The sequence below is a fragment of the Litorimonas sp. genome (assembly GCA_029936425.1).
GTDB lineage: Bacteria > Pseudomonadota > Alphaproteobacteria > Caulobacterales > Maricaulaceae > Litorimonas.
Map to the genome: position 1 here is coordinate 46,354 of JAPYSU010000012.1, position 26,874 is coordinate 73,227.

Here is a 26,874-nt window from a genome sequence, read left to right on the forward strand (position 1 = left end):
TTAAGCGCGCTTTTCCCGTTCAATATATTTATCGATGACTTCGCCGAGCACGGTCATCGGGACACTGCCGCCCAGCACGACCGCATCATTGAAACGTCTATAGTCAAACTTGTCGCGCAATTCGGCTTTTGCTTTGGCGCGTAGCCCGACAATAGCGCTATGCCCGACTTTGTACCCGCAGGCTTGCCCCGGCCACGCGCAGTAACGATCGACTTCGCTCCGGACTTCTTCGGGGTTTGATCCATTATTTGTGACAAACCACTCAATGGCTTCTTCCCGTGTCCAGCGTTTGGCATGAAGGCCTGTATCAACCACTAGGCGGCAAGCCCGGAAGGCCAGCGACTGCAGATAGCCAAGTCTTCCAATCGGGAAGTCCTCATATACGCCAAGCTCATCAGCAATTTGTTCGGCGTAAAGCGCCCAACCTTCGGAATAGGCATTAAAGGCCAGGAGAGATCGAATGAGCGGCTGTTTGAACGTATATTCGCCCTGCCAGACATGGCCGGGAATAGCTTCATGATAGGTCAAATCGGGTAGGCTGAATTTGCTGTGCAGATCTGTCGTGCGCAGATTGATCCAGAAATGACCGGGGCTTTTTCCGTCAATTGATCCGGCGCCGCCGTAAGCGCCCGGCGCGCCGGCTTCGACTTCGGGGGCAATCCGCGTGACCTCCAGAAAACCCGGAACAAGGGTTTCGAAAGCTTGCGGCATACGTCCGCGAATGTCCGTAAGCGTTTCTTCAATAAAGGCCATGATTTCGGCCCGGCCCTTATCGCCTTCGGAAAATTGGTAACGCGGGTCTTTGGACAAGGCCGTCATTCTCTCTCCAACTGACCCGTTGGTGTAACCCGCAGAACGAAGAATGGGGTCCATCTCCGCATGGAGATCTGCAAGCTCGTCCAAGCCCATTTGATGCACATCGTCAGGCGACATATTGGTGGTGGTCCCGGCTTTCAGCGCCCAGTCATAATAGGCGTCACCCTCCGGAAGAGCCCAAACGCCCGCATTGGATGTTGCACGCGGGGCAAGTGTTTCCAGAGCCGCGATTTGGCGTTTGATAGCGGGCCGGATTTTTTGCTCTGCCAAAAGCGCTGCTCTTTCCCCGAAGGGCGTGCCGAATTCTGCGGTTTTCGTCGCAAGCGTTTTGACAATACCCCAGTCTTCTGCAGGTTTTGCATCCGCGCCCTTCAACTGACCGAGTGTTTTTTCCATGAGGAAGTCCGGCAGGATAACGCCTTTCTCCCCATTTTCGCGCACGCGCGCGGTTTCTCCGTCAAGTTGCCGGGCATAGGCTTCCATCCGCAGAAGGTAGCTGTCGGCATCCGAATGCTCTTCGATAGAATGGGACGAGTCCAAAAAGCTGGGAATTTCGACAAAGGCCCCGGTATTTTGCGCAACAACATAAGGACTATTTCGATAAGACCAGTTTGAATTCAGCAAAGCGACGTCGCCATATGGCAGATCAAACCCTTCTGCTGCCGTCTCAAAAACGGACCGAACCACATCAAAAGTCAGCGCCTCATCTTCGGGCATCGCCGCCGTATCGACTTGATTCAATTTGGCGAGCATAGCCCGCACATCACTTTCAATCGCCGCTTGTCCGGCGGGCGACCTGTCGGTCAATTGAGATTTAAGATAACGATATTTACCCGTATCAATTCCGGCGCTCGACGCTGTCTCGGGGTAGGCGTTCAGAAGAAGGTCTGTCGCCTGATCCATCAAATCCATATCGGACTGCGGCGCCGCTCCAGTGGATTGCGTGGCGCATCCGGTAAAGGCCAAGGCAGAGGTTGCGGCGGCCGCCGCAGAGGTTTGAAGGAGGGTGCGACGGGAAACTGACATATCAGGCCTTTGTAAAATTTCAGACACGCAAATATCTGACACGCCCTTCCAAGCAAATCAAACGCTTGGAAAGACGCATTTTAGAAAAACCTACCTTATTAGAATAACCTACCCGTAGGCGTCGTAATGGTGTGTAATCGCGATGGTGATTTGGCGGACCAATTCAGACGCCCTTTGAAGAGGTTTGATGATGGTGCCTGAAATATGCGGATATCCGCCTGAGCCGCCCACTTTCACACCTGATTTTTCCACCAGATCTTCTGTCCAGCTGAGAGCGTCGCGTTTCTCCGGATAACGCTGGCGCAAATCTTCCAGAATAGAATCAATCTGAAAGGTCTGAAGTCTCTGCAGAACATTCATCTGCGACGTATTTTCGTCGCCGATGGCGGGAAGGTCCGTGACAATAATCATCATTTTCATCACGATTGCGAGACGCAGCGCATGTAAAATCTTGAGAGTCTCCGGGTCACAATCCGTACAGGCCAGATCACTTTGGCCCAATGTCGCCTGTGCATTATACTGATCCATGCGAAGGCGGTTTGCCAAATCCATAATTTGGGAACGCCAATTGGACTGGCTGAGTGTGTCCGCGACAATTAAAGAACGCTCCGCCAAGACAGGCTCATTCCCAGAAAGGGCGCGGCTGATCCAGAATCCCGGATCAAACAATCGGCCATAAGCCGTCAGGGCTGAAAACTGGGTCCGGCCCATAGAGGTAGCCGCGAGGCGGAAAATACTGCGCGCTCTGGCCGAGGTTTCGAGCAAATTCTCGAATTTTTCGCTATCAATCGCCGCGGCTCGGCCGATACCGAAGATGATATTCGCCGGCGTTCCGAATTGCTGCAAAATTGCATTGTGAGGGATAGCGCGTAGCTGCCGGGGATTGAACATATCCGCGCCGCTGCCAGGGGACGCCCGTTTAACGGCGCGTGACCCGGTTGGGATCAAGAGGTTCTGACCAAATCCGCCTAGGAGGGTGATATAATTCGGGTCTCTATAAAGGCTGTCCTGTTCTGACCCGATAGTTCGGAAAATATCCCAGGAGAAATCATTCTCAGTGTAAAAGCTGTCATCTTCCGCCTCGCTTCGGTCCGCATATCGCGCCGCGACCAAAGAGTGAGTGGTGGCACCAGAAAGGGAAGGCGTCTGGAACCAGAGAAATCCGTCTCCGCCCTGAAAACTCACTTCATGGCATAAATGTACGCCGCGTTTTTCAAATTGATGAATCGCCCAGGGGCTCATCGCGTAATCAACGCGTTCCTGAATATTCCCGGGGTGACCTCCGCGTCCTAGCCCTTCGCCGTGAGTGTTAAAAACAAGCGCGGTCACGTCCTGCATTTCATTCTTTTCCATCTGATGGGCGAAATGAGAATGAAGTCGCTCAATGGCGAGCGTGGCCGGAATTTGTCCCATAAAACGCCCGGCATCGGAGAAGCCGGTCTGTATGGCGAACACGCCGCGGGATTTCACATAGTCCTTATAAACCGGATTGCTCAGCATTTTACCGATAATCCGCCCGCCATTATTGAGCGCGTCTGCCGTCTCAAACAGCGGAGAAATATCCAGATGGTTTTCCAGCCCGTAGAGACGCGCCAGATAAAGTACGCCAAGCGGAACAAGGCTGTCTTCGGTCTCTGCGATCAATAAGCGTATAGGAGTCTTGTCGTCGATATATTTATGCATTTGCGCCGAAAGGATCATTTTCTCATGCGCAGTGCTTTTTTCCAGAGCGAGAGACGCAAAATTTACCGGCTGGGCTTTCACCGATTTCGTCAGCTTGGTCGCTTTATTGAGTAAGGTCCGATTGTCGGAAGATTGCTGATCCATGCCGAAAATAGGACGAATTGCGGACAGAACATGACGGGCATTCAAGCGGAAGTGAATCCGCGCGGTCCCCAAGCCAAAAGCGACCATTTGCGCCCGTAAAACAATCAGACTGGATGTCAGACTTTCATCTGCCCCCTCAATGGCTTTGCCAATGAGCTCAATTGCCAAGTCGAGATTTGTGAAACGCCGTGTGGAATCCCGCGTTAGATTATTTGCTGCAGCGACCAAATTTTCGGGCTGGGTAATATCTTTTTCGAACAGCGTCAGATCGCGTTTAGCGCTGGATTGGGCATCGGAAAGCTTGTCAATCAGCGTCTCTAGAGCCTCTTCACTTTTGGCTTCGAGGTTTCCTTTGGTTTGCAGAGCCTGCGCCGTTTTGAGATAGCGCCCCAATTGCATATGCTTTTCGGTCAGGCGAAGACGGAGGGCGTCTCCCCAGGAAATATCGGTTCGGCCATCAATATCATATCCCACCCAGCTATAGGCATCGGCGAGATGAGGTGTCAGCTCTGTCCAGTTCTTTTCAAAGTTTTTCTGAGCCACATCGAGTATTTTGGTGTTTATACGATTTAAAGACTCTTGAATGCGCTCCAATGTCGCTTGTGTATCCTCATGCTCTTCCAACAGAGTTGGCGCGCGTTTCGGCAGATAGGGATAGGATTTTAGTTCTTCAGCTTCTTCGTCAAACTCACCGTCTTTTTTTGAAGCCAAGGCTCCAAGACAATTTCGGATATCGCGGGAGAGGGAAAAAGTGGGATGGGCGGTCAGCACAATTCCCAAGCCAGGTGTCTCCGCCCAGGCTTTAAAACTTTCCCAGCCTTTACTGGCTTGCGCCTTGGCAATCTCGGTAACTTTGGCTTCAAGCGCTTCAACCTGTTCCAGCCCCGAGCGCCGCCGCAGGCGCCGAATACGCTCTATAGCGCCTCTGTCTGAAAGCTGTTTGACAAGTTCTTCGATATGGCGGAAGGCGAGTTTACGTTCCTCCACATCTTTGGAAATATCATAAGCCAGCACCTTGACCGCATTGGCCTGCGGATCCTGATCCATATCTTTTTTATGTTCTGAAAGCCGCTTTTGCAGACGTTCCAGAAGTTCATCGGATTTAATTGCGCGTGTAATTGTCATAAGTCCTATAAGTGTTTGGCGATTTCCGCGGCTGTATCGAGCATGCGGTTGGAAAAGCCCCATTCATTGTCATACCAGCTAAGCACGCGGATCATTTTGTCATGCATGACGACGGTTTCGCCGTTCAAAAAGCTGGAGGAATGTGGATCGTGGTTAAAGTCAATTGAAACAGTCTGGTCCTCTATAACTTGCATAACGCCCTTCAACGCGCCATTGGCGGCTTTGGCAAAGGCGGCGTTTACGTCGTCAACAGAGGCAGACTTGGTTGTATTCACGACCAAATCGACAACGGATACATTCGGGGTCGGAACGCGTATGGCTTTGCCGTCGAGTTTCCCTTCCAGTTCCGGCATAACCAGACCTATCGCTTTTGCTGCGCCAGTAGAAGTCGGGATCATAGACAGGGCCGCCGCGCGTCCGCGATTATAATCTTTGCGATGTATCGTATCCAGCGTCGGCTGATCCCCAGTATAGGCATGTACTGTCGTCATGAAGCCGGATTCAATCCCGAAAGCGTCATTAAGCGTTTTAGCGAGGGGGGCTAACGCATTGGTTGTGCAGGAGCCGTTTGAGACAACGACATCGTCTTTTGTAAGGGTGTCGTGATTTACGCCGTAAACAATGGTTTTATCCGCATTGGCGCCCGGCGCTGAAATCAGAACGCGCTTGGCTCCGGCGTCTAGATGTTTAGCCGCGGCGTCTCGTGAGGTAAAAATTCCTGTACATTCCAGAACGATATCTACCTGATTATCCGCCCAGTTCTGATCTTCCAGATTACGGACAGACGTAACCTGTATCGGGCCGTGACCTATGTCCAGGCTGTCTTCCGAAGCTTTTATCGTGCCGGGAAAACGCCCGTGAACTGAGTCATATTTCAATAGATGCGCTAGATTATCGGTTGAAGACAGATCGTTAATGGCAACAACCTGAAGGTCATCGCGGCCTTGCTCATACAGGGCGCGCAGCACATTGCGGCCAATGCGTCCAAAACCGTTGATAGCGAGGCGAGTGGTCATACTATTTCCTTTTTAGGTGCGAAATCGTGATAAAATTTTCAGATTCGTTATTGCACGCAATATATTGTCCTGACAGCGCTGTCAGCAATTGAATGGATTTTATGTCCGAAACTGTATTTTGTTCCACTATATGAGGTCAAATATGTCAAGGCTAGTTCCATTGTAGTAAGTCTTGAAGCGCGGGAAGAGTCGAACGGGCGTTGAAGAAATGAGCGCTTTTATGTCTTTGCCTTGAAAAAAGGCGAAACGATTAAAAAATGTGCTTGTGTTGTGACATTTAAATTCTGACTGGCTTCTGGAAGAGGGATAAAATGAGAATTGCAATTATCGGAGCCGGCGTCTCAGGACTGTGCGCGGCGCAGGAACTAAATAAAGCTGGCTACAGTGTGACGCTGTTTGAAAAATCCCGAGGGGTTGGGGGCCGTTTATCGACACGATACGCCGGCCCTTACGAATATGACCACGGAGCGCAATATTTTACGGTGAAAGATGATCGCTTTCGTGCTCTCGTAGATAAAGCTGAAACAAATGGCGCCGTTTCCCGGTGGGCGGGGCGCGCCCTCTATTTGAAAACAGGACTGTTGACCTCAGATACGGGAGGAGAAAGGTGGGTCGGAACGCCCCGTATGAACAGTTTTGCGAAATTCCTCGCCGATGGCTTGAATATTGTCACTCATCACAGGGTATCGTCATTGAAGCGCGACGATGATGGATTATGGACTCTGGGCTTTGAAGAAAGTGAAAACGGGACTTCCCAGGATAGAAGTGGGTTTGACAGCGTCATTTGCACGACCCCGCCAAAGCAGGCTTTGGCTCTCTTACCCAATGATTTTGCAGATATTGAGAGTTTGAAAGCCGCCAAAATGGAGGCGTGCTATGCTCTGATGATCGGGCTAACGGGCCCAATTGATCCCGGATGGGAGAGCCTGCGCGTGAGTGACCTGCCTGTCACGTGGCTGGCGGTAAACAGCGCCAAGCCGAACAGGGCAGATAATATGGGGACTATTGTGGCCCACGCGTCTGGCGAGTGGTCTAACAATAATATCGACTCCAACCGGGATGAGGTGCAAGCGACTATGATGGAAATCACCGCGGCTCTCACCCGCCTCGATTTAACTCAGCCGGAGCATGTCAGCCTGCACCGCTGGCTCTATGCGAGTGTCGCAAATTCTCCTGAAAAACTGTTTTTATGTGATCCTGACAAGAAGCTTTTCGTGATCGGCGATTGGTGCCAAGGCGGCCGCGTCGAGGGCGCCGCTCTGTCAGGTTTTGCTGTGGCCGATCACATTCTTCAAAAAGAAGGATAGCGCGCCTTGTAAGTCTGCGGCCAAAGGCCTATCTGCGCCGTCATGACCAAAGCACAAACATACCAGGAAGTACTGGAAGAAATCAAAGCCGTGATAGAGGGCGAAACGTCTATGACCGCTCGATATGCCACGGCGTCTTGCCTGTTGGCGCAACGCTTTGATTACTTTTTCTGGACCGGGTTTTACGAGGTTGATCCGCTCAAAAATGATGAGCTTGTCGTGGGGCCTTATCAAGGCACATTGGGTTGCCTGCGGATTCCGTTTTCGCGGGGTGTGTGCGGGGCTTGTGCGACACAGAAAAAGACAATCATAGTCGAGGATGTTCATGCCTTTCCCGGCCACATTGCCTGTGACAGTCAAACCAATTCCGAAATTGTCGTTCCCGTTCTTGATAAAGACGGCGAGCTTGCGGCTGTTTTGGATGTGGACAGCACATCGCTCAATTCATTCGATGCGGAAGATCAAAAAGGCTTGGAAGCCATCGCGGCTATTTTGCACATATAGACAGCAATTAAACCCGTTTTTTCAACTCTTCCGTCTTACTCAATTTAAGCGGCTCCCGATAACGAGGCTCCGTTATTTCTCTCTCGGCGATAGTAAAAGCTTCTTCTATCGAAGAGGCCGAGAGAAGGTCATCCCGGGTCGACTCACTCGCAAATCCGGAATCGACGACATGGTGAAATGTTGCAAGGAGAGTTTCCCAATATCCCGTATCACTCAAAAAAATAACGGGCTTCACATGAAGGTTCAGACGCAGCCACGATAATATCTCGACAGCTTCTTCCAGAGTGCCGATTCCGCCGGGCAGAACGATGAAAGCATCGGCCTGCTCAAACATGGAGATTTTGCGCTCATGCATGGTCTCGACGAATTCATGTTCTACGCCAGAAACGGTCTTCTCTGCTTCCTTTAGAAAATTTGGCATGACCCCTGTGACCGGGGCGCCGCCCTGATGCGCGGCTCTTGCGACAGCTCCCATCAGGCCTAACCCGCCGCCCCCATAAACAAGTTTGTGGCCCCTGCGGGCGATTTCAGTTCCCAGATTTCTGGCCAGAACCATATGTCTCGGATCCTTACCCGGACTTGCGCCGCAAAAGACGCAGAGAGTTAGAGCGCCCGTTTTTTCAGCGCTGTCGGATTTTTCAGTTTTATTTGTCATCACCTCCCCTTATGCCTTGAATGAAGCGCCAATCAAGCGCTCGCAAAAGGAGATTTGTAAAAAATCATGTTCAAGGCCCGTATCATCTGGATCATAGTAGGAGGACTGCTTCTGGCCGTGGCGCTTGTGGTCATTCTACAGATGCTGGACGTTCTCTCGCGTCTCGAAGGCGGCGATGCGCAAAACCCTCCGCCTGTAATAGCCGAAACGGCCGACCCGCTTGGACTCGCTCCGACCTTGTTTCAGGATATCAGCGAATATGAACAAAACGGCGTCAAGAAACTGCGCCTGTCCGGCACGGCTCAGCCCAATACGGTCGTGATTATTTCTAATCGCGGGCAAAGAGAGCGCCAGATAAAATCCGATGCGAATGGAAATTGGATGGTGACACTGGACGCCGTGGATGAGCAGCCCATGGTGCTGGAAGCCGTTCTATATACCGACTCTGATGTGACGGTTCGCGGGGATGAAACCATTTATCGAATTGTTCTGCCCGAAGCGCCTGAGGAAAACATCGAAACTAACGAAACAGAGAACGAAGAAGACGCCGAGCCCCCTGAAAAAGAACCCAAGGCCAGACCGACCCTTATCATGGTCAGCGTTCCGGGCGGGCCGACCCGCATTGTGACATCGCCTTTCGGCGGTAGTCCGACAGAAGGGCCTCTTACTATGGGGCCAATCGACTATGATGATGCCGGGGGCGTTATATTTTCAGGCACAACCAGTGAAGCCGGCCGCGTCCGTCTTTATGCAGGCGAAGCGGCTATTGGCGAAACGCGTGTCGGAGCCGGCGGGCGCTGGAATTTCATCGCGGGCCGTATGCTACCAATGGGGGAGTATGATGTAAGGGCCGAACTAATCCGTCCAGACGCTGAACGCGTACAAGTGACAGTTCCGTTTGAACGCCTTCCACCCGTCGAGATGGATCAGGCCAATATTCCCAGGGTCAGGTTTGAGCCGTTTCGGTGGCAGATCCGCCGGGCTTTGCTGGGCGGCGGAGCTCAGAACACTGTAATCTTTGCGCCTCGGGAAGCGGCCGCGCTTCTTCCTCCCGAGGAATAAGACCGCTATTCGGCGGCTTCTGCGGAGGTTTCTGGGCGCAGCCCTGATTTATATCGCTTGTAAATCCGCTCGGCTCTCTCGCTCAATACGCTGGGCGCCGCCAGGAGGACGGGCGTGACAACAAGCGTCAGGATAGTCGCAAACCCTAATCCACTGGCCACAACGAAGGAAATGGGCGCCCAGATTTCAGAGGTGCTCGTCCCTCTTGTATCCAGTTCGCCCGTGAAAATATTTGCGCCCCAGCCCAGGATAAGCGGCATAAGGCCTACGACGGTGGTCAGAGTCGTGAGAAAGACAGGCCGCAGACGTTGAGCCGCCGTGCGGACGGCGGCATCGACAGGTTCATAACCGTGCTCTCGAAAGCGCTGATAAGCATCAATCAGAACAATGTTATTATTCACAACGATTCCGGCCAGAGCGATGACGCCCGTCAGGGTCAGGATCATGGAAATGTACGGATAGAAGATAAGTCCCAAAAGCACGCCGAAAACAGAAAGAATAACGGCCATGAGCGTCAGGAACACATGGTAGAAACTATTAAACTGCAGCAGAAGAATAACGCTCATCATGAATAGAATGGCGAGCATAGCGGCGGCCGCGAATTGCCCGGCTTCGGCGTTTTCTTCCTGTTGTCCCAGGAATTTCCATTTCACATTTGGCGGCAAATCCGCTTCTTCCTCAAACCAGCGCGTGAGCTCTTCGACCTGAATATTGGTGGCGTAGCCTGACTGGGTGTTTCCCTGCACGACATAGAAGGGTAGCAAATCCCGGCGTTCGATCTGGTCCTGCCTCTGTTTTGCGACGCGGGTCACCACGGTCGAAAGTGGCAATGCCCCCGCCGGCGTTTGTATCCGAAGAGTGTCCAAGGCCGAGAGATCTCTTTCAGATGCCGGGTAGCGCAGGCGGATATCGACCTCTTCTTCGGCGTCCAAAGGACGATATTGTCCGACAAGGGCGCCTTCGGTTATGAATTGAACGGCGGCGCCAATGCGCCCTATATCCAGACCTAAGCGCCCCGCTTCTGCCCGATCTACAACAATTTCCCAGTCAACGCCGGGCAAAGGCAAACTGTCTTCGATATCGACAACGCCTTCAATGCTTTCCAGTTTTTCGCGAACCTGTTTGGTCACTTCGACGAGAGCTTGTTTATCTTCAGTAGAAATCTGAATGCCGATATCTTTCCCGATGGGCGGGCCCTGATCAATAGCGGTGACTTCGGTAATGACGCCCGGAATGCCCGTGGTGGCGCGTTCCAGATCATTGACGATGTCGGTGACGCTGCGCCGCTCTGCAAAGGGCAGGAGTTCTGTGTAGACTTTCACGACCGTATCGGAGGGCACATTGGCGGGTCCGGTCAGGGCGCTTCCGCCCCCGCGTCCAATCGCGCCGTCTCCGGCAACCGTGTAAACGGACTCGATTCCCGGAATGTCCTTGATCCGGTTTTCAATATCTTTGCCGATGGTCAGCACTTGTTGAGGTGTCGTATTTCCGCGGGCCCGGGCCAGAATAAAGAGCTGATCGGAGGGGGTCTGAGTAAAAAACTCGACGGGTTTGGGCGGCGGGCCCTGCATGCTGGCGCCAAAGGCAAAAACGATAAGCACCGCCGTTGCGATCATGCCTCCGAAAACGGCAAGCGGAAACCGCACAAGTTTTTGAATAATTCTAACATAGACGCCTGTAATCCCTGTCAGCTTTCCTGGGTCGCCTTCGCCAGCGGCCAGAAGCGCGGCGTTTTGATTTTTCTTCTGCTTCGGTCTGAAGCCGATTTTGGCGCCCAATGTCGGAAGAAAAATAAGCGCCATAAGGGTCGAGGCCGAGAGGACATAAATCATGGTGCGCGGAAAATAGGCCATGAATTTACCCGTGAGCGTATCCCAGAAAAGCAGAGGGAGAAACGCGGCGAGGGTCGTCGCCGTTGACGACATGATGGGCCAGAACATTCTCTCTCCCGCCATTTTAAACGCCTCGAGCCGCTCGAGCCCTTCATCCATTTTCCGGTCGGCAAATTCAACAATCACAATGGCGCTATCAACCAGAACTCCGACAGAGAGGATAAGGCCGAAAAGTATCATCATATTGATGGTTTCGCCTTGGATATAGAACAGAGCAAACGCGATCAGAAAACTGGCCGGTATGGCCCAGCCTACAAAAAGGGCGGAGCGCCAACCCAGGGCCGCAATACAGACGATGAAGACCAGAATAACCGCATTGATGATGGAGGCGGAGAGCTCGCTCATCATATCATTGATATAAGTGGAGCGCGACTGGCTATAGGACACGTTTATCGTTTTAGGCCATTCGGGGGCGCTGCTCACTTCATTGACCAGTTCCTGAACCCTGTCAGACGTGTCCAGAATATTTTCGCCCTGCCGCTTGGAAACTTCGAGCGAGACTGACGTTCGTCCGTTGAACCGCGCAAAAGTCGAGACATCTTTATACCCCCGCCGCACCTCGGCAATATCGCCAAGTTTGATAATCGCGCCGCTCTCATTACGCCGGATAACCAGCTCGCTCATATCCTCTGGATTTTCAATCAGCCCCGGTATTTTGACATTGAATTTACCGCTCTCAGACTCGAGCGCCCCAGCCGGAACCAGCGCATTATTCTGTCCGACAGCGGCGGATATTTCGTCATAGGTTATGCCGAGACTTTCAATCCGCGCGGGATCCAGAACGGCTTCGAGAACATCGGTCCGCTCCCCGGAAATCTTGGCTTCCAGAACGGACGGCAGGCTTTCGAGCCGCCTTTGCAGGTCTTTGGCACGTTTTTGCAGTTCACGCTCCGGTGCATCACCCCAGAGATTGACAGTCAGAATGGGGAGGGAGGACGTGCTGACTTCTTCGACCACAGGTTCACGGGCCTCCTGCGGAAATTCGGCGCGCGCGCGATCGACTTTTTCCAGCACGTCAGCCATGGCCTGATCCTGGTCAAAGCTGGCCTCGAACTCCATCACGACATAGGCCACATTCGTTGACGCAATGCCGTTCATCTCCTTGAGGCCGTCAACGGATTTCAGCTCTGTTTCCAAGGGACGAATGAGCAAACGCTCTGCATCCTCGGGCGAAATCCCCGGAAGGACGACCTGCACATTAATAAAGGGAACGGGGATGTCCGGCTCTGCGTCTAGCGGCAATCGGCTCATGGCGAGCATGCCGCCGATAACGGCAAACAACATGATGCCGAGTGTCATCCGCCAATTGCGAATGGAAAACCCGACGATACCGGCAAGGCCCTTAGCGCTAGGCGGCATGCCGTCCTTACGCGGAGCGGCGCCGAGATCGTCCGGGTCTGCGCTCATTGAACGGCTGCCGCGTTATAATTAGCATCCGTTTCAACGGTTTGCCCGACGGCGACATAATCCTGTCCTTCGGTTATGATGCGGGTCTGATCAGGAAGGCCGGTGACCCATGCGCCGTCATTGGTTTCGTCAATCACGTCGACTTTGGCAAAACGGACCATATCGTCTCTGTCGACATATCGCACGCCCACTGTTCCGTCATCGTCAAGGGTGAGGATATTGGAGGGAATACGCTGAGCCGTCGTCTTGCCGGCTGTGATCTGCACAGTGGCCGTAACCCCCGCTTTGAGTTTGTAATCGGCATTGGGAACAAGGATTTCGGTCCGGAAAGTGCGGGTGGCGGTATCGGATTTGGCTTCGATAAAGTCTATTTTGCCCTCAACTGTTTCGCCCGTTGCCAATTTGATTGTGGCCGTTTCGCCGGAATTGACCAGACCGACCTGTTTCTCGGTCAGTTGAACGATTACTTTCAGCGGAGAGAGATCAACAATCAGGCCGCAAGGCTGACCCGGTGACAGATAATCGCCGACCTGGGCCAATTGCTCTTCCCAGACGCCTTCGAAGGGCGCGCGGATATTCACATTATCCAGTTCGATTTCGGCTTGTTTGAGCGACGCTTTCGCGCCGTCCAGCTGGGCTTCGAAACCGATAACCCGCGTTTCGGATTGAAAGCCTTTTTCGGCCAGGATCCGGGCGCCGCGGACGTCATTTTCAATGGATCTCAGATTGGCGCGGGCCTGATCGACCATGGCGGCGCGGGCGTCGATATCCTGACGGCAGACGAGCGCGCCCGTTTTGACAATTCGGCCTTCAGAGGCCGGGACAGATGTCACGAGGCCGGACGTCTGGGCTTTCACCGTGACCTCGCGGGCGCTCTCGGTCTGGCCGTAAAGCTCCAGGATGTTTTGATGCGGCTCGGCGGTAATGGATTTGACCTGAACGGTCGGTACCCGCGTCTGGGCTTCGCTTTGAATTTCGGCTTGTGTTTTCCCGATTGCCGGAGGGCCTTCATTGAGATTGTTCACGATAAACCAGATGATTATCAGGCCGAACAGCCCCCCGGCTATCAGAAATGATTTATTCAGTTTCATGGCTTTTTTACGCCTTTGCGGGTCTGACAGTTTTACCTATCCCTTTTGAGCGGTGCATAGAGTAAAATTTTCCGTATTTCTAATGATAATCCTGCAAAGCTGGGGTGCGAAACTGCATATGGCTAGGTTTTTTGCAAAATCCTCTCTGGGATTGGACTAAATCAGACTTGCCTTTGCTGTATGGCTTAGTAACGTAAACGTTTTACAGATTAAGACTGACCGGGGGTTAGGTTTGAGCGATATTCTACAACAGCTGACGGCGAGACGCGCCGAAGCTAAAATGGGCGGGGGCCAGGCCCGCATTGACGCGCAACACGCCAAAGGCAAGCTGACCGCCAGGGAGCGGCTCGAGCTTTTACTGGATCCGGAGAGTTTCGAAGAGTTTGACATGTTCGTCAAACACCGCTCCACTGATTTCGGGATGGAGAAAAAACACATTCCGGGAGACGGCGTTGTCACCGGATGGGGGACAATTAACGGCCGCAAGACGTTCGTCTTTGCACAGGACTTTACTGTTTTTGGCGGATCGCTCTCCGAGACCCACGCCCAGAAAATCTGCAAAGTGCAGGAAATGGCGATGAAGCAGGGCGCGCCGATTATCGGCCTGCAGGATTCAGGCGGCGCCCGTATCCAGGAAGGCGTGGCTGCGTTGACCGGTTATACTTCCGTTTTCCAGAATAATATCATGGCCAGCGGCGTCGTGCCGCAAATCTCCGTCATTATGGGCCCGAGCGCAGGCGGCGCGGTATATTCTCCGGCGCTGACCGATTTCATCTTCATGGTGCGCGACAGCTCTTACATGTTCCTGACCGGCCCTGACGTTCTGAAAACGGTTACCAACGAAGTCGTAACGTCCGAAGAGCTTGGCGGCGCGAAAACCCACACAACAAAATCCTCTGTCGCGGACGGCGCGTTTGACAATGATATGGAAGCGCTGGCGGAAATCCGCCGCCTGTTCGACTTCCTGCCGCTTAATAATCGCGACCGCTCTCCGGTGCGGCCTTTCTATGACAGGCATGACCGCATAGACGAGAGCCTGGATACGCTCGTCCCGGACAATCCGAATATCCCTTACGACATGCACGAGCTGGTGCGGAAAGTGGCCGATGAAGGCGATTTCTTTGAAATCCAGCGCGACTTTGCCAAAAATATCCTCTGCGGTTTTGTCCGCATCGAAGGTCAAACCGTCGGCGTGGTCGCCAACCAGCCCATGGTCCTCGCGGGCTGTCTCGATTCGGACGCGTCCCGCAAAGCGGCGCGGTTTATCCGCTTCTGTGACTGTTTCGAAATTCCGATTCTGACCCTCGTCGATGTGCCGGGCTTTCTCCCGGGAACGAGCCAGGAATTTGGCGGCGTTATCAAACACGGCGCGAAACTGCTTTACGCTTACGGTGAAGCGACCGTGCCGAAAGTCACTGTCATCACGCGCAAAGCCTATGGCGGCGCCTATTGCGTCATGGCCCCGAAAAACCTGCGCGGCGATCTGAACTATGCCTGGCCAACCGCGCAGATCGCCGTGATGGGTGCCAAGGGCGCGGTGGAAATCCTCCACCGCAAAGATCTCGGCGACGCCGATAAAATCGCCAAGCATACCGCCGATTACGAAGAGATGTTTCTGTCGCCGTTCAGGGCCGCCGAACGCGGCTATATCGACGAGGTCATCCAGCCCCGCAGCACCCGCAAACGCGTCAGCCGCGCCCTCGCTCTGCTCAAGGATAAAAAGCTCGATAATCCGTGGAAAAAACACGGGAATTTGCCTCTTTAATGAGAATTGGTCCCTCATACGTCATCCTCAGGCATGACCCGCGGATGCATCTCTCACCGCTGAAACGGGCCCTCGGGACAAGCCTGAGGGTGACGGGTGATGTTTTGAGAAGGTTTGAGGACTTCGCGTTGTGAGCAATGAAAAGGACGAAATCGAAGTATCTGTCGGCAACAAAGGTGTTGCCTTAAAATCAAAAGGTGGGGGTGCGGCACGTCTAGGACATAGCGTTGCAGACGCCTTGCGTTTCTTTACTAGTCCGATGGGGTTGGCGGCGGATGAGGTTGATAGAATTCGTATTCACCGCCAAATTGTGTTCGAACAAACAATTTTAAAGGCGCACGGACTCGCCATCGAACGAGGAGTTGAAGCGTCAGGAACACCGATGAAATTCCTAGCCCAATGGGGTGAAGCCGCGTCGCTTGAAGACTTCGATGATCCTGAAAATTTGTCTGACTACTACGCGGCTTTGCTGGTCTCGGAGGCTGATGGTGTCGAGCCAAATTCTTTAATTTATGTCGACATACTCAAAAAACTCAATAAAATTCATGTTCAGTTTTTAAGCCGACTGCTTGGAGAAAAATTTCCTTCTGCAGTGGGCAATCCTTCGATTATCTTTAGCCCCCGGCAAATTGAGAGTTTGCTTCGAAAGCCGTTCGAAGAAATTCCTCCTAACGTGTTTCTTAAAAATCTTCCTGAAGATGAAATAAGAGAAACAATAGATGAAGTTAATTTAATTCCTGGTGTTGAATTGCTGATGGTTTCCAATCGCCCGAAAATTCAGATAAGCTCCTACGAGGCCCCTTTCTTTGAATGGATAAGGGAAGAGGATGCTGATTGCGAAGGTGACGTACCTGACTTAATCTTCAATTCATTGGCCGCACTAAATTTAGTAGAGCGGCGTTCTGGATCAGTTGAGATGTTTTCAGACCATTTTCTAAGATATACAGCGTCCATCCTTACGCCATTAGGATGGGACTTTCTCCGAGCATGTAGTACAGACATATGACAAATAAAATCAAAAAAATACTTATAGCGAACCGGGGCGAGATTGCTTGCCGCGTGATTAAAACGGCCAAGCGGCTCGGCATTGAAACAGTGGCGGTTTATTCCGACGCCGATAAAAATGGCCTGCATGTGTCGATGGCGGATGAAGCCATTCATATCGGCCCGCCGCAAGCCAATCAGTCCTATCTGGTGATGGATAAAATCATCAAGGCGATAGAGGACAGCGGCGCGGACGCCGTCCATCCCGGCTATGGTTTCCTGTCGGAAAACCCGGAATTTGCCAAGTTACTGGCCAAGAAAAACATCACCTTTATCGGCCCGAACCCGCACGCCATTCAGGCCATGGGGGATAAAATCACGTCGAAAAAACTGGCGAAAGAAGCGGGCGTATCCTGCGTGCCGGGTCATATGGGCCTGATCGAAGACGCCGAAGAGGCCGTCAAAATCTCGCAAAAGGTCGGCTATCCCGTTATGATCAAGGCGTCGGCCGGCGGCGGCGGGAAAGGCATGCGCATCGCCTATAATGACGAAGAAGCCCGCGAAGGATTCCAGTCCTCCAAAAACGAAGCCGCAAGCAGCTTTGGCGATGACCGTATCTTTATCGAAAAATTTGTCGAAGAACCCCGCCATATTGAAATTCAGGTGCTGGGCGACAAGCACGGCAATGTGATTTATCTCGGCGAGCGCGAATGCTCCATTCAGCGCCGAAACCAGAAAGTCATCGAAGAGGCGCCGTCGCCTTTCCTCGACGAAAAAACGCGCGCCGCCATGGGCGCGGAATCCGTCGCGCTGGCCAAAGCCGTGGATTACGATTCTGCCGGCACGGTCGAGTTCATCGTCGACAAGCACAAGAACTTCTACTTCCTCGAAATGAATACGCGCTTGCAGGTGGAACATCCCGTCACGGAATTAATTACCGGCGTTGATCTGGTGGAGCAAATGATCCGCTCCGCGCAGGGCGAAGAACTCAACATGACGCAGGACGATGTCAAACTAAATGGCTGGGCCATTGAAAGTCGGATTTACGCCGAAGACCCCTTCCGCAACTTCCTGCCCTCTATCGGCCGCCTGACCCGCTACCGCCCGCCGATTGAGGGGACGAAAGAAAACGGCGCCATTATCCGTAACGATACCGGCGTTTTCGAAGGCGGCGAAATTTCCATGTATTACGACCCGATGATCGCCAAGCTCTGCACCTGGGGCGAAGATCGCGGAGTGGCGCTGAACGCGATGCAGCACGCGCTCGATCTGTTCGAGCTGGAAGGCATTGGCCATAATATCCCGTTCCTGCAGGCGGTTTATGATCATGACCGCTTTGAACGCGGCGACATTTCAACGGCTTTCATCGCCGATGAATATCCCGATGGATTTGAGGGCGGGAACGTCAATCCGGGCCATGCGCGCAAAATCGGCGCGATCTGCGCCTTGATGCACGACATCACCGAACACCGCGCCGCCAATATCTCGGGCAGCCTGCCGAACCATCAACGCCATATTCCGGATGAGTGGGCCGTGCAGGTCGGCGATCTGCATTACACAGCTGATATTAAAGGCGAGAAGGGGCTTCGTACCATCGTTGTCGGCGACGGCGAGAAGGCGGCGATAGAGATGGAAGTGCTGACCGCGTGGAAACCGGGCCTGCCGTTGGTCATCGCTCTGGTGGATAACAAGCCATTTAATTTCAAGGCCGAGCCCATTGCCGAAGGCTACCGCGTCCGTCACCGCGGCGTCGAGTTCAAGGTCGCTGTCCGCACGCCGCGCGCCGCTGAACTTTCCGCTGTTATGCCGGTAAAGGAAGAGGCGGATACCTCCAACCTTCTGCTCTGCCCGATGCCGGGCGTCATTGTCTCTATCCTTGTGGAAGAGGGACAAGAGGTTCAGGACGGCCAGGCCCTCGCTGTGGTCGAAGCCATGAAAATGGAAAACACCCTTCGCGCCGAGAAGAAAACCAAGGTCACCAAAATCAACGCCGCGCCGGGAGATAATCTCGCCGTGGACGAAGTGATCATGGAATTCGAGGTGGAATAATTTTCTTTGAATTGGAAATAATTGGATAGGCTTTAGGCACAGCACCGGGCAAGCTGCGCTTGCGACGGTGTGACGAAGGTAGAAATTTGGTCATACCGACGCGATGTCGAAGACGTCGCCCGGTATAAGTGCCTAGAAGGAGCGGCTGAATGGGGATTCGCCAAGACCGCGAATATTACGTCTATATCCTCTGCAATCAGAAAAACGGGGCTCTTTACACGGGAATGACGAATGATTTGGGCGCGCGCGTTCTTGAACATAAAGAAAAGAAAGCCCCCAAAAGCTATACAGCTCAAAAAAACATCTCGCGACTCGTCTATTTCGAAGCTTTTGATACGCCGGGCGAGGCGATAGACCGGGAAAAGTTCGTTAAGAAGAAAACAAGGGCCTATCGCGTCAAACTGATAGAAACAAAAAACCCTGACTGGTCAGAATTATATTATCGTTTGGGGGAGTTGTTGTATTGATTGAAAATGTCCTACCAGGCCGAGAGGCTTTAGGCACAGCACCGGGCAAGCTGCGCTTGCGACGGTGTGACGAAGGTAGAAATTTGGTCATACCGACGCGAGGTCGAAGACGTCGCCCGGTATAAGGGCCTTATCACTTCAGTTAGATGCAATTTTGAAGTTGAGCCTTGAAGAAAAATTAAATGGACCAAAAACAATTGAATCTATTCTTAATTAGTCTATCAAATTTGACGTTTTCTTAACTTTGACGCGCCTAAATGCGGAGAAAACTTGCAATTTCCTTAACACTGTGATACATAAAGGTTTATGTTAACTTTGAGAATACGTTCGATGCCTCCCAAATTCCGCGCGATCGTTTTTTAACGCTTCATATTTCGCAAAGCCTGACCCCGCCCTGACCCGGTCTAGTTTTGTCTGTTTGCGACCCGTCCCTTATAAAAATAAAAAAGGTTCCCATGCTTTATCATAACTCCCGTCCGATTGCTTCCAAAACTGCTGCCCACCGTTATGCCAACCGTCCTGACCGGTTTTATCAATGGCGGAATTTCTTTGAAGACCGTCCGGATGCGCTGGACTTAATTGAAGAAGAATTTGAGCTCCAAGTCGAAGACACCCGTCACGACAAATATTTCATCGTTCCGGGCCGTAGCAACATGATTACCCGCATGACAGATTCCGACATGTTGGAAATCCGCTCCATGATCAGCACGGATGGCCCGCTGGAGCAGTGGGAACGTTCTATTAAAACCGCCTTCCCGCTCAAACGTACAACGTCTTCCATGATCGGCACTTATATTCCGCGTTTCCGTGGATGCTGCTCCTCTGTTGCCGACGCTGAGAGCCTGACAGACGCCCTGTCCAAAAAGAGCAAATTCTACAGAACAGAGCTCAATCGCCGTATTTTCGAAAGCGATGAATTGCGGGTCGAAGTTTCGACCATGACATTCGAGGGACAGGACTTTACAACAATTGCTATCTCTTCGGAATCCTCTGACAAGGTCTTGGAGGCGCTTAAACGGTTTGATTTTAAGCCGCGCGCCAATCAGAATTACGGCGCGTTTCTAAGCCAATTCCGTTCCCATACGCTTTAAGCGAAGTCTAGATATCCAACATCAAAAGCCCGCTTAGAGCGGGTTTTTTCGTGGGCTGCCCTCATCAACATCCTGCACGGACTTTAAGCGTTTCGTCATGAACTGCGTTTAGAGTTGGTTCGAATCTTGCAGGTCGGCCCCTCTGCACTTATTGAGCCATGACTATGTCAGCCACTGTTCAACAGCCCCGCTCTGAAATTCTGCCCGCCAAAGAGCCGCGCGTAGAGAGGGAGGATTTACCCGAAATTACCCCGTTCAAGCCGCCTTTCTGGATGCGCAGCGCCTTTGTTCAAACCGCAATTGCGAGCATGAAGTTTCGAAAGCGCGGGCCGAATCCTATGCTCGACGCCGCCGAAGAACGCATTATCGAATGCGATGACGGTGTGCGCCTGTTGGGGAGTTATTCGCCCAATCCGGAGAACAAAGCGCTCGTTATCTTTCTTCATGGCTGGGAAGGCTCGCAAGACTCCACCTATGTCGTCTCCAGCGGCCGTCACATGTATGAACAGGGCGCGTCCGTTTTTCGTCTCAATTACCGCGATCACGGCAACAGCCATCATTTGAACGAAGGCGTCTTCTACTCCACGCTTTTCAATGAGGTTTTTGACGCCGTCAAACAGGCCGCGACACTGGCGGACGGCGCTCCGGTTTATGTTGTCGGATTTTCACTCGGCGGGAATTTCGCGCTTCGGATTGCGCGCTCCCTTCGCGATCTGACGATACGAAACCTCAAACATATCGTCGCGATCAGCCCTGTCGTGGACCCGTGGGGCGCGTCGCCTCTGGTTGATCAAAACTGGCTTTACCGCCGTTATTTCATGAAAAAATGGACAAAATCGCTTCGCAAGAAAGAAGAGCTATATCCGCATATTTATGATTTCAGCACAATTCTGGCGGAAAACAGAGTTCTGGATATCACGCAGAAACTTCTGCCCGCCTATTCGGATTATCCGGATATGGAGAGCTATTTCAACGCCTACCGCGTCGATCCGCATGACCTGGAATATTGCCCGCTGCCGATCTCAATTATCACGGCGGCCGATGACGGGATGATACCGGAAGAGGACATTGAAAAATTGGTTCTCAATAAAAATGCCCGGCGCATCATTCACGATCACGGCGGCCATAACGGATTTTTCCAAAGCCTGATGGGGCCAACCTGGTATGATGATTATATCAGCGACATGATTTTCGGAGGCGAAAGCTGATTGCGCTCCCAATGTGAAGCCCCTAAATCACCTTCATGCTAATGATGATAATCAAGTCTCTTGTTTTTATATCGCTCGGAGTGTGTGTTTTGTTCTTTCTTCTTGGTCTACTGTCCCAGAAGGGAAAGTCCAAACGCCTCGAAAACGGGCGATTGGCGGATTGCCCCGCTTCGCCCAATGCCGTGAGTTCAGAGCCGGGAACGCAGCCCGAAAAATATGTAGAGCCCTTGCAGGCAAAACTGGAAGACGTTTTGCAGGCCATTAAAGACACAGGCGGCGTGATAACGTCCCAGAGCGATAATTATCTCTCCGCCACATATATGAGCGCGGTATTCAAGTTTGTTGACGATGTCGAAGTGCGCGCCGACGGGGCGCTCTGTCACATTCGCTCGGCCTCCCGCGTCGGCTATTCAGATAGAGGCGCAAACCGAAAGCGTGTTGCCGCCATCAGAGCCGCGCTTTAAAAGAATTCTTACACCCATCGAAATAAGCGCATGAAACGTAAAGATATCAAAGCGCTGAACGGCGCGAATTATTACCGCGCAAAAGAGGATAAAAATGGCTGAGACAACGAACGGAAAAAAGATTGATTATGATCGGGTGAAAACTCTGACCGCGGAACTGCTTGAGGCTTTGGGTGAGGATCCCAGCCGAGAAGGCTTGGTGGATACGCCCCGGCGGATTGCTGATTTCTGGCGTGAATTCATTGAGTATGACACGGGAAAAATTGATACGACCTTTGATGCGGTCAAGCATAACCAGATGGTTGCGGTCACCGGAATGAAGGTTTGGTCAATGTGTGAGCATCATATGCTCCCATTCTGGTGCGATGTGTCTATCGCTTATATCGCCGAGGATAAGGTCTTGGGTTTGTCAAAATTTGCCCGGATTGCTCATAAACATGCGCATAAATTGACGCTACAGGAACAGTTGGTATCGGATATCGCCAATGATTTGAAAGATATCCTCGGCACCGAGAATATTGCCGTTATGGCGAAGGGCGAGCACCTGTGCATGACCATGCGCGGCATTAAAACGCCTCATAGAATGATCAGTACGGCCTTGTCCGGCAAGTTTCATCAAACCGAACAACGTATGGAGTTCCTTCGAATTATTGATGCTGGTATTTAATTCGCATTAGGTCCGGGCTGAATTGCCCCATCGCGCGAGAGCCTGATTTACGCTATACTTTGGCCATGACCCCAGAGCTTCTCCGACGTGATTGGCTGTCTTTACGCTATTGGCTAACGCGATGCGTGCTGCCCAGCGCGGCCATTCTCGTCGGAATATTGCTCCTGTTTCGGGGGCTGACAGATAACGCATCGGATTTGAACCAGAACGCTCTTATTGTCGGCTTTTTCTCTTTATATTTTATTTTTGTACGGGGCGGGCACTTGTTGATGATCCGTAGCCTTCACTTTGAATTGCTCAAGAAATACCCCGAAGGCTACGCTGAAAAACTTGGCTATATTCCGCGCGGGCAGATTCGGCGCCGCAATGTCGGGTTTACCTTGGCCCGAATAAAGCGCGAACTCATGCTGGAAGAGAAAAAGAAAAAGTCCAAGCGACTTGGTTGAAAACGGACTCTGCGCGCTTGACTTCATCCCCCTCTGTGGCAATTCAAACTCATGACAGCTCAGGAAACGTCAGTCTCAACGCCAATCCGTTCGCAGTGGGACGAGATCACAAAGTTATTTAAGGCGCGATCGGCCTTTCGCTTGCATAAATATTGGATGGGCGGCCTGACATCCCGCATCGGGGCCAATCGACTTTCATTATTGCGCGGTACGAAACAGGCGAGACGTCTGGATGAATTACTTCATGATCTGACCAATCGTGATGTCAAAGCGCTCCGAACCTTTGCCGCCGTGAACCAGGAACAGGCGACCGCCGCCTTTCGTTTGACGATGGTGACCAATATTACCTGGCCAGTTGGATTTCTGGCGATCCTTCACCAATTTTCGCCCGACGGGTTAGGGACGCTTGTTCAAACCCACTTTGAATCCGACTTTTTATTTCTAACCGTATTGGGAGCGACGGTTATTCTCTTGGTGATAGGTGTGGCGCTCTTTGCGCTGGCCAATTTAAGCCAGGCGCGGGACATACGCCACCTGATCGATTTACACGCGGCAGAGCGCGGGATTTACTTCGGTCTGGAAGACATGGAGGAGCTAAGTCTCACCTAGACGACTTGAGTCCGGTGTGATAGGCGAAAACCATGTTTAAACGGGTTATGACAATACGAATTATTAGCCCGGTACGCTGACGGCGTGCCGGGAATTTCAACCCGCTTTTTAACGTCCTTATACATCCGAGACATTCATGACTGATTCCAATAACACGACCCGCGATTATCGCGAGACGTTATTCCTGCCAAAAACCGATTTCCCAATGCGGGCGAGCCTGCCCAAACGCGAACCTGACTGGATCGCGCGCTGGAATGAGATTGACCTTTATCAAAAGCAACGCGAAGCCGAAAATGCCAAAGGGCCCTATACGCTTCATGACGGCCCGCCCTATGCCAATGGTCATATTCATATGGGGACGGCGCTTAATAAAATTCTCAAGGATATCGTCAACCGCTCCCACCAGATGCTGGGTCATGACGCCAATTACGTCCCCGGATGGGATTGCCACGGCTTGCCCATTGAGTGGAAAGTCGAAGAAGAGTTTCGCGGGAAAGGCCGCCAGAAAGAAGACGTTCCGGGGTCAGAATTTCGCACGCGTTGCCGCGCTTACGCGGCTGAATGGCTCGACGTACAGCGCGAAGAATTCAAACGCCTCGGCGTCATCGGCGATTGGGATACCCCCTATAAAACCATGAATTTTGACAGCGAATCCGTTATCTGCGGCGAGTTGTTGAAAATTGCCGGGACAGGGCAGCTTTATCGCGGGTCCAAACCCATCATGTGGTCCCCGGTCGAACAGACCGCACTCGCCGAAGCCGAAGTCGAATATCAGGATAAGAAGGCGACACAGATCTATGTGAAATTTCCGGTGCGGGAATTTTTAGGAATTGATACCAACTCCGAAGGCTTTGCTTCGACTAAAGTTGTAACTAATATTTTGAAGCAATTGGATGATTATCAAAAAGAAGTTCGTATTAAAGAGTTGTTAGATGCATCTGTAGTGATTTGGACAACAACCCCTTGGACAATTCCAGCGAATAGAGCAGTCGCATATTCGAAATCAGAGCCCTATTTATGTATTGAAGTTCTTGAGATGAAGTCCGAGGAAGAGGTGGGCTTTAAACCTTGGGATTTAGTTGGGCAGAAATTAATTGTTGCTTCTGAATTGCTTTTAGATGTTTTAAATGCGGCGCATATTTCTCATCAAAAAATTATTTCTGAAGTCGAACAAGACTTGCTAGAAATTCTTATCCTAGATCACCCCCTTAAAAATATGGAAGAGGCAGAAGGTAAATTCGATTTTCCTGTCCCGCTTCTCGAAGGCTCTCACGTCACGTCAGACGCTGGTACGGGCTTTGTTCATACAGCGCCGAGCCATGGTGAAGATGATTACGGAATCTGGATTTCCAACCAAAAAATGCTAGAAGAGATAGGCGTTGACCCCATCGTCCCGATGACGCTCGACGACGCCGGCTGCTATACTGATGTCATGCCAGCGCGATTCCAAGGCCTCGATGTCATCCGCACCTCTGGTAAAAAACGCGGACAGGACGGCAAGGCGAATGGCGAGGTTATCAAAGCCTTAATGGAAACGGGCAATATCCTGGCGCGCGGTATCATGATGCTTCGCGACGCCCATAGCTGGCGCTCCAAAGCCCCCGTAATCCGCCGCGCCACGCCGCAATGGTTTATCTCCATGTCCAAAGATGGTCTGCGCGACAAAGCATTGAAGGCGATTGACGATACTGCCTTTTGGCCGGACCGCGGGCGTAACCGAATTGGCACCATGGTTGCCGATCGTCCTGACTGGCTGATTTCCCGCCAGAGAAACTGGGGCGTTCCGATTACGCTTATCGTCGACAAAGACGGAAAACTTCACACAGAACGCGATGATGCCGACGCCATTAATTCCCGTATTCTCGCCAAGGTGGAAGAGCAGGGCGTGGATGGGTGGTTTGACACGCCGCTCGAAGAGTTCATGCCAGATGATAATGACGGCTGGGAAAAGGTGACGGATATTCTGGATGTCTGGTTTGACTCCGGCTCTACTCATGCCTTTTGTTTGAAGCGTCGTGACGATTTGCCGGACCGCGCTGACCTCTATCTCGAAGGGTCAGACCAACATCGCGGCTGGTTCCAGAGCTCGCTCATGGAAAGCTGCGCAATCTACGGCGAAGCGCCCTATAAAGGGGTCCTGACCCACGGCTTTGTCGTGGATGAAAAGGGTTTCAAAATGTCGAAGTCTCTCGGCAATACGATGAGTCCTGAAGACATTTCCAAACAATATGGCGCAGAAATCATGCGCATCTGGACGGCCAGTTCCGATTGGGCGAATGATCTGAAAATCGGCAAGGAAATCATCCAGACGAGCGCGGATGCTTACCGCAAACTTCGTAATACGCTGCGTTATATGATCGGCGCTCTGGACGGCTTTGACGACTCCGAAACGGTCGCTTATGCCGACATGCCGGCGCTCGAAAAATGGGTGCTGCATCGTCTGTCTGAAATCACAGCAGAGCATGAAGGATGGGTTCGCAATCACGATCACAAGAAGATCTTCAGCACTTTATTTAATTTCTGCACGGTGGATTTGTCAGCCTTTTATTTCGATATTCGGAAAGACGCGCTCTATTGCGACCCTCTGAATAGCACCCGCCGACGCGCCTGCCGCACGGTCATGAATGAAATTTTCCAGCGCCTGACGACTTGGCTTGCGCCGATCATGAGCTTCACCATGGAAGAGGTCTGGCAAGCAAGGCATCCGTCCGAAGACGGCTCTGTGCATTTGGAGCTGTTCCGAAGCTGTCCGGATGAGTGGAAGAATGAGGATTTGGCGTCGCATATCCAAGCCGTTCGTGATTTCAGAGTAAAAGCTCAAGAAGCGATTGAGCCTTTGCGGAGAGAGGGCGTTATTAAATCTTCTCTTGACGCTTCGGTAAAGGCAGCAGAGGCCGGCCTTTCAGGTCCAATGAAAGCGCTCGGAGTCACGGATGACAACACATATGAAAACCCAAGCGACCCACGAGATTGCTTGGCGGATTATTTAATTGTCAGCCATTGCGAGCTCAGCGCAAGCCAGGACGAGGGCAGTCTCTCTGTCTCCGATTTGAAAGAAGCTGAAGGCTATAAAAAGTGCGAACGTAGCTGGAAATATTTCCAAGGCGAAGGCGAAATTACGCCAAGAGACGCCGCCGCTGTGGCGTTGTTTGATAAGAAGTAACTGTTTCCCGAATATTCTTTTCCCCGTTGATGGGGTTTACCCTCCTCCGTTTACGGGGGGGGAGGTGGGCCGCGACTGCGGCTCGGAGGGGGGAGCCGTGCTAAATAAACGCCAGCGTAATACGCTCCCCCCATCCCCGCTTCGCGGGACTTCCCCCGTAAACGGGGGAAGATGATCACCACTTATCCCGCCAAAAACCCCAAAATTCCCAATCCCTTACAGAAAATCGACGA

The 26,874-nt window shown here is 52.2% G+C and carries 20 protein-coding genes; 14 read left to right on the top strand and 6 right to left on the bottom strand.

The features are described from left to right. The 3 genes from ACN0IC_RS10905 to gap form a co-directional block, all read right to left on the bottom strand. A complete protein-coding gene (locus ACN0IC_RS10905) occupies positions 1-1,842 on the bottom strand; it encodes a DUF885 domain-containing protein (RefSeq protein ID WP_416878808.1) in 1,842 nt (613 codons plus the stop codon). 108 nt (positions 1,843-1,950) lie between these two features. Next, a complete protein-coding gene (locus ACN0IC_RS10910) occupies positions 1,951-4,794 on the bottom strand; it encodes a phosphoenolpyruvate carboxylase (RefSeq protein WP_416878809.1) in 2,844 nt (947 codons plus the stop codon). A gap of 5 nt (positions 4,795-4,799) precedes the next feature. Continuing rightward, positions 4,800-5,810 (bottom strand): type I glyceraldehyde-3-phosphate dehydrogenase, encoded by a 1,011-nt coding sequence (gene gap, locus ACN0IC_RS10915; protein WP_416878810.1) that lies wholly within the window; start codon positions 5,808-5,810, stop codon positions 4,800-4,802. A gap of 311 nt (positions 5,811-6,121) precedes the next feature. Between gap and ACN0IC_RS10920 the strand changes: the two genes are divergently transcribed. Both ACN0IC_RS10920 and ACN0IC_RS10925 read left to right on the top strand, forming a co-directional pair. Beyond that, entirely contained in the window at positions 6,122-7,117 is a 996-nt protein-coding gene (locus ACN0IC_RS10920) for an NAD(P)/FAD-dependent oxidoreductase (RefSeq protein WP_416878811.1), read from the top strand. A 42-nt stretch (positions 7,118-7,159) separates the two neighbouring features. Next, positions 7,160-7,621, top strand: a complete 462-nt coding sequence (locus ACN0IC_RS10925) for a GAF domain-containing protein (RefSeq protein ID WP_416878812.1) — start codon at positions 7,160-7,162, stop codon at positions 7,619-7,621. A gap of 7 nt (positions 7,622-7,628) precedes the next feature. Here the strand turns inward: ACN0IC_RS10925 and ACN0IC_RS10930 are convergent, their stop codons facing one another. After that, positions 7,629-8,276 carry a TIGR00730 family Rossman fold protein gene (locus tag ACN0IC_RS10930; RefSeq protein WP_416878813.1) on the bottom strand — a complete coding sequence of 216 codons (648 nt, stop codon included), beginning with the start codon at positions 8,274-8,276 and terminating at the stop codon, positions 7,629-7,631. 66 nt (positions 8,277-8,342) lie between these two features. Here ACN0IC_RS10930 and ACN0IC_RS10935 point away from each other — a divergent pair, with 66 nt between their 5' ends. Continuing rightward, on the top strand, positions 8,343-9,338 hold the full coding sequence (locus tag ACN0IC_RS10935) for a hypothetical protein (RefSeq protein WP_416878814.1): 996 nt from the start codon (positions 8,343-8,345) through the stop codon (positions 9,336-9,338). A gap of 5 nt (positions 9,339-9,343) precedes the next feature. On the opposite strand, the gene ACN0IC_RS10940 is transcribed toward ACN0IC_RS10935, so the two are convergent. Together ACN0IC_RS10940 and ACN0IC_RS10945 are read right to left on the bottom strand one after the other, a co-directional pair. After that, a complete protein-coding gene (locus ACN0IC_RS10940; RefSeq protein WP_416878815.1) occupies positions 9,344-12,637 on the bottom strand; it encodes an efflux RND transporter permease subunit in 3,294 nt (1,097 codons plus the stop codon). Next, on the bottom strand, positions 12,634-13,728 hold the full coding sequence (locus tag ACN0IC_RS10945; protein WP_416878816.1) for an efflux RND transporter periplasmic adaptor subunit: 1,095 nt from the start codon (positions 13,726-13,728) through the stop codon (positions 12,634-12,636). Before ACN0IC_RS10945 ends, ACN0IC_RS10940 begins: the two co-directional genes overlap by 4 nt. Positions 13,729-13,960: 232 nt before the next feature. Between ACN0IC_RS10945 and ACN0IC_RS10950 the strand changes: the two genes are divergently transcribed. The 11 genes from ACN0IC_RS10950 (at position 13,961) to ileS (ending at position 26,641) form a co-directional block, all read left to right on the top strand. Then, on the top strand, positions 13,961-15,493 hold the full coding sequence (locus ACN0IC_RS10950; protein WP_416878817.1) for an acyl-CoA carboxylase subunit beta: 1,533 nt from the start codon (positions 13,961-13,963) through the stop codon (positions 15,491-15,493). Between the two features lie 130 nt (positions 15,494-15,623). Then, on the top strand, positions 15,624-16,499 hold the full coding sequence (locus ACN0IC_RS10955; RefSeq protein WP_416878818.1) for a hypothetical protein: 876 nt from the start codon (positions 15,624-15,626) through the stop codon (positions 16,497-16,499). Next, positions 16,496-18,526: an acetyl-CoA carboxylase biotin carboxylase subunit gene (locus tag ACN0IC_RS10960; RefSeq protein WP_416878819.1), complete on the top strand. Its 2,031-nt coding sequence runs from the start codon at positions 16,496-16,498 to the stop codon at positions 18,524-18,526. Before ACN0IC_RS10955 ends, ACN0IC_RS10960 begins: the two co-directional genes overlap by 4 nt. Positions 18,527-18,675: 149 nt before the next feature. Then, complete coding sequence (locus ACN0IC_RS10965) at positions 18,676-18,993, top strand: GIY-YIG nuclease family protein (protein WP_416878820.1); 318 nt, start codon at positions 18,676-18,678, stop codon at positions 18,991-18,993. A 455-nt stretch (positions 18,994-19,448) separates the two neighbouring features. Beyond that, positions 19,449-20,084 (top strand): hypothetical protein, encoded by a 636-nt coding sequence (locus tag ACN0IC_RS10970; protein ID WP_416878821.1) that lies wholly within the window; start codon positions 19,449-19,451, stop codon positions 20,082-20,084. 164 nt (positions 20,085-20,248) lie between these two features. Then, a complete protein-coding gene (locus ACN0IC_RS10975; protein WP_416878822.1) occupies positions 20,249-21,292 on the top strand; it encodes a YheT family hydrolase in 1,044 nt (347 codons plus the stop codon). A gap of 89 nt (positions 21,293-21,381) precedes the next feature. Further along, the gene (locus ACN0IC_RS10980; RefSeq protein WP_416878823.1) at positions 21,382-21,756 is read left to right on the top strand and encodes a DUF1499 domain-containing protein; all 375 of its coding nucleotides are present in this window, start codon (positions 21,382-21,384) and stop codon (positions 21,754-21,756) included. Between the two features lie 94 nt (positions 21,757-21,850). Further along, on the top strand, positions 21,851-22,423 hold the full coding sequence (gene folE / locus ACN0IC_RS10985; protein ID WP_416878824.1) for a GTP cyclohydrolase I: 573 nt from the start codon (positions 21,851-21,853) through the stop codon (positions 22,421-22,423). A 65-nt stretch (positions 22,424-22,488) separates the two neighbouring features. Next, positions 22,489-22,869 carry a hypothetical protein gene (locus tag ACN0IC_RS10990; RefSeq protein WP_416878825.1) on the top strand — a complete coding sequence of 127 codons (381 nt, stop codon included), beginning with the start codon at positions 22,489-22,491 and terminating at the stop codon, positions 22,867-22,869. 51 nt (positions 22,870-22,920) lie between these two features. Then, complete coding sequence (locus ACN0IC_RS10995; protein WP_416878826.1) at positions 22,921-23,478, top strand: hypothetical protein; 558 nt, start codon at positions 22,921-22,923, stop codon at positions 23,476-23,478. Between the two features lie 136 nt (positions 23,479-23,614). Beyond that, the gene (ileS, locus tag ACN0IC_RS11000) at positions 23,615-26,641 is read left to right on the top strand and encodes an isoleucine--tRNA ligase (protein ID WP_416878827.1); all 3,027 of its coding nucleotides are present in this window, start codon (positions 23,615-23,617) and stop codon (positions 26,639-26,641) included. The last annotated feature ends 233 nt before the right edge of the window (positions 26,642-26,874 follow it).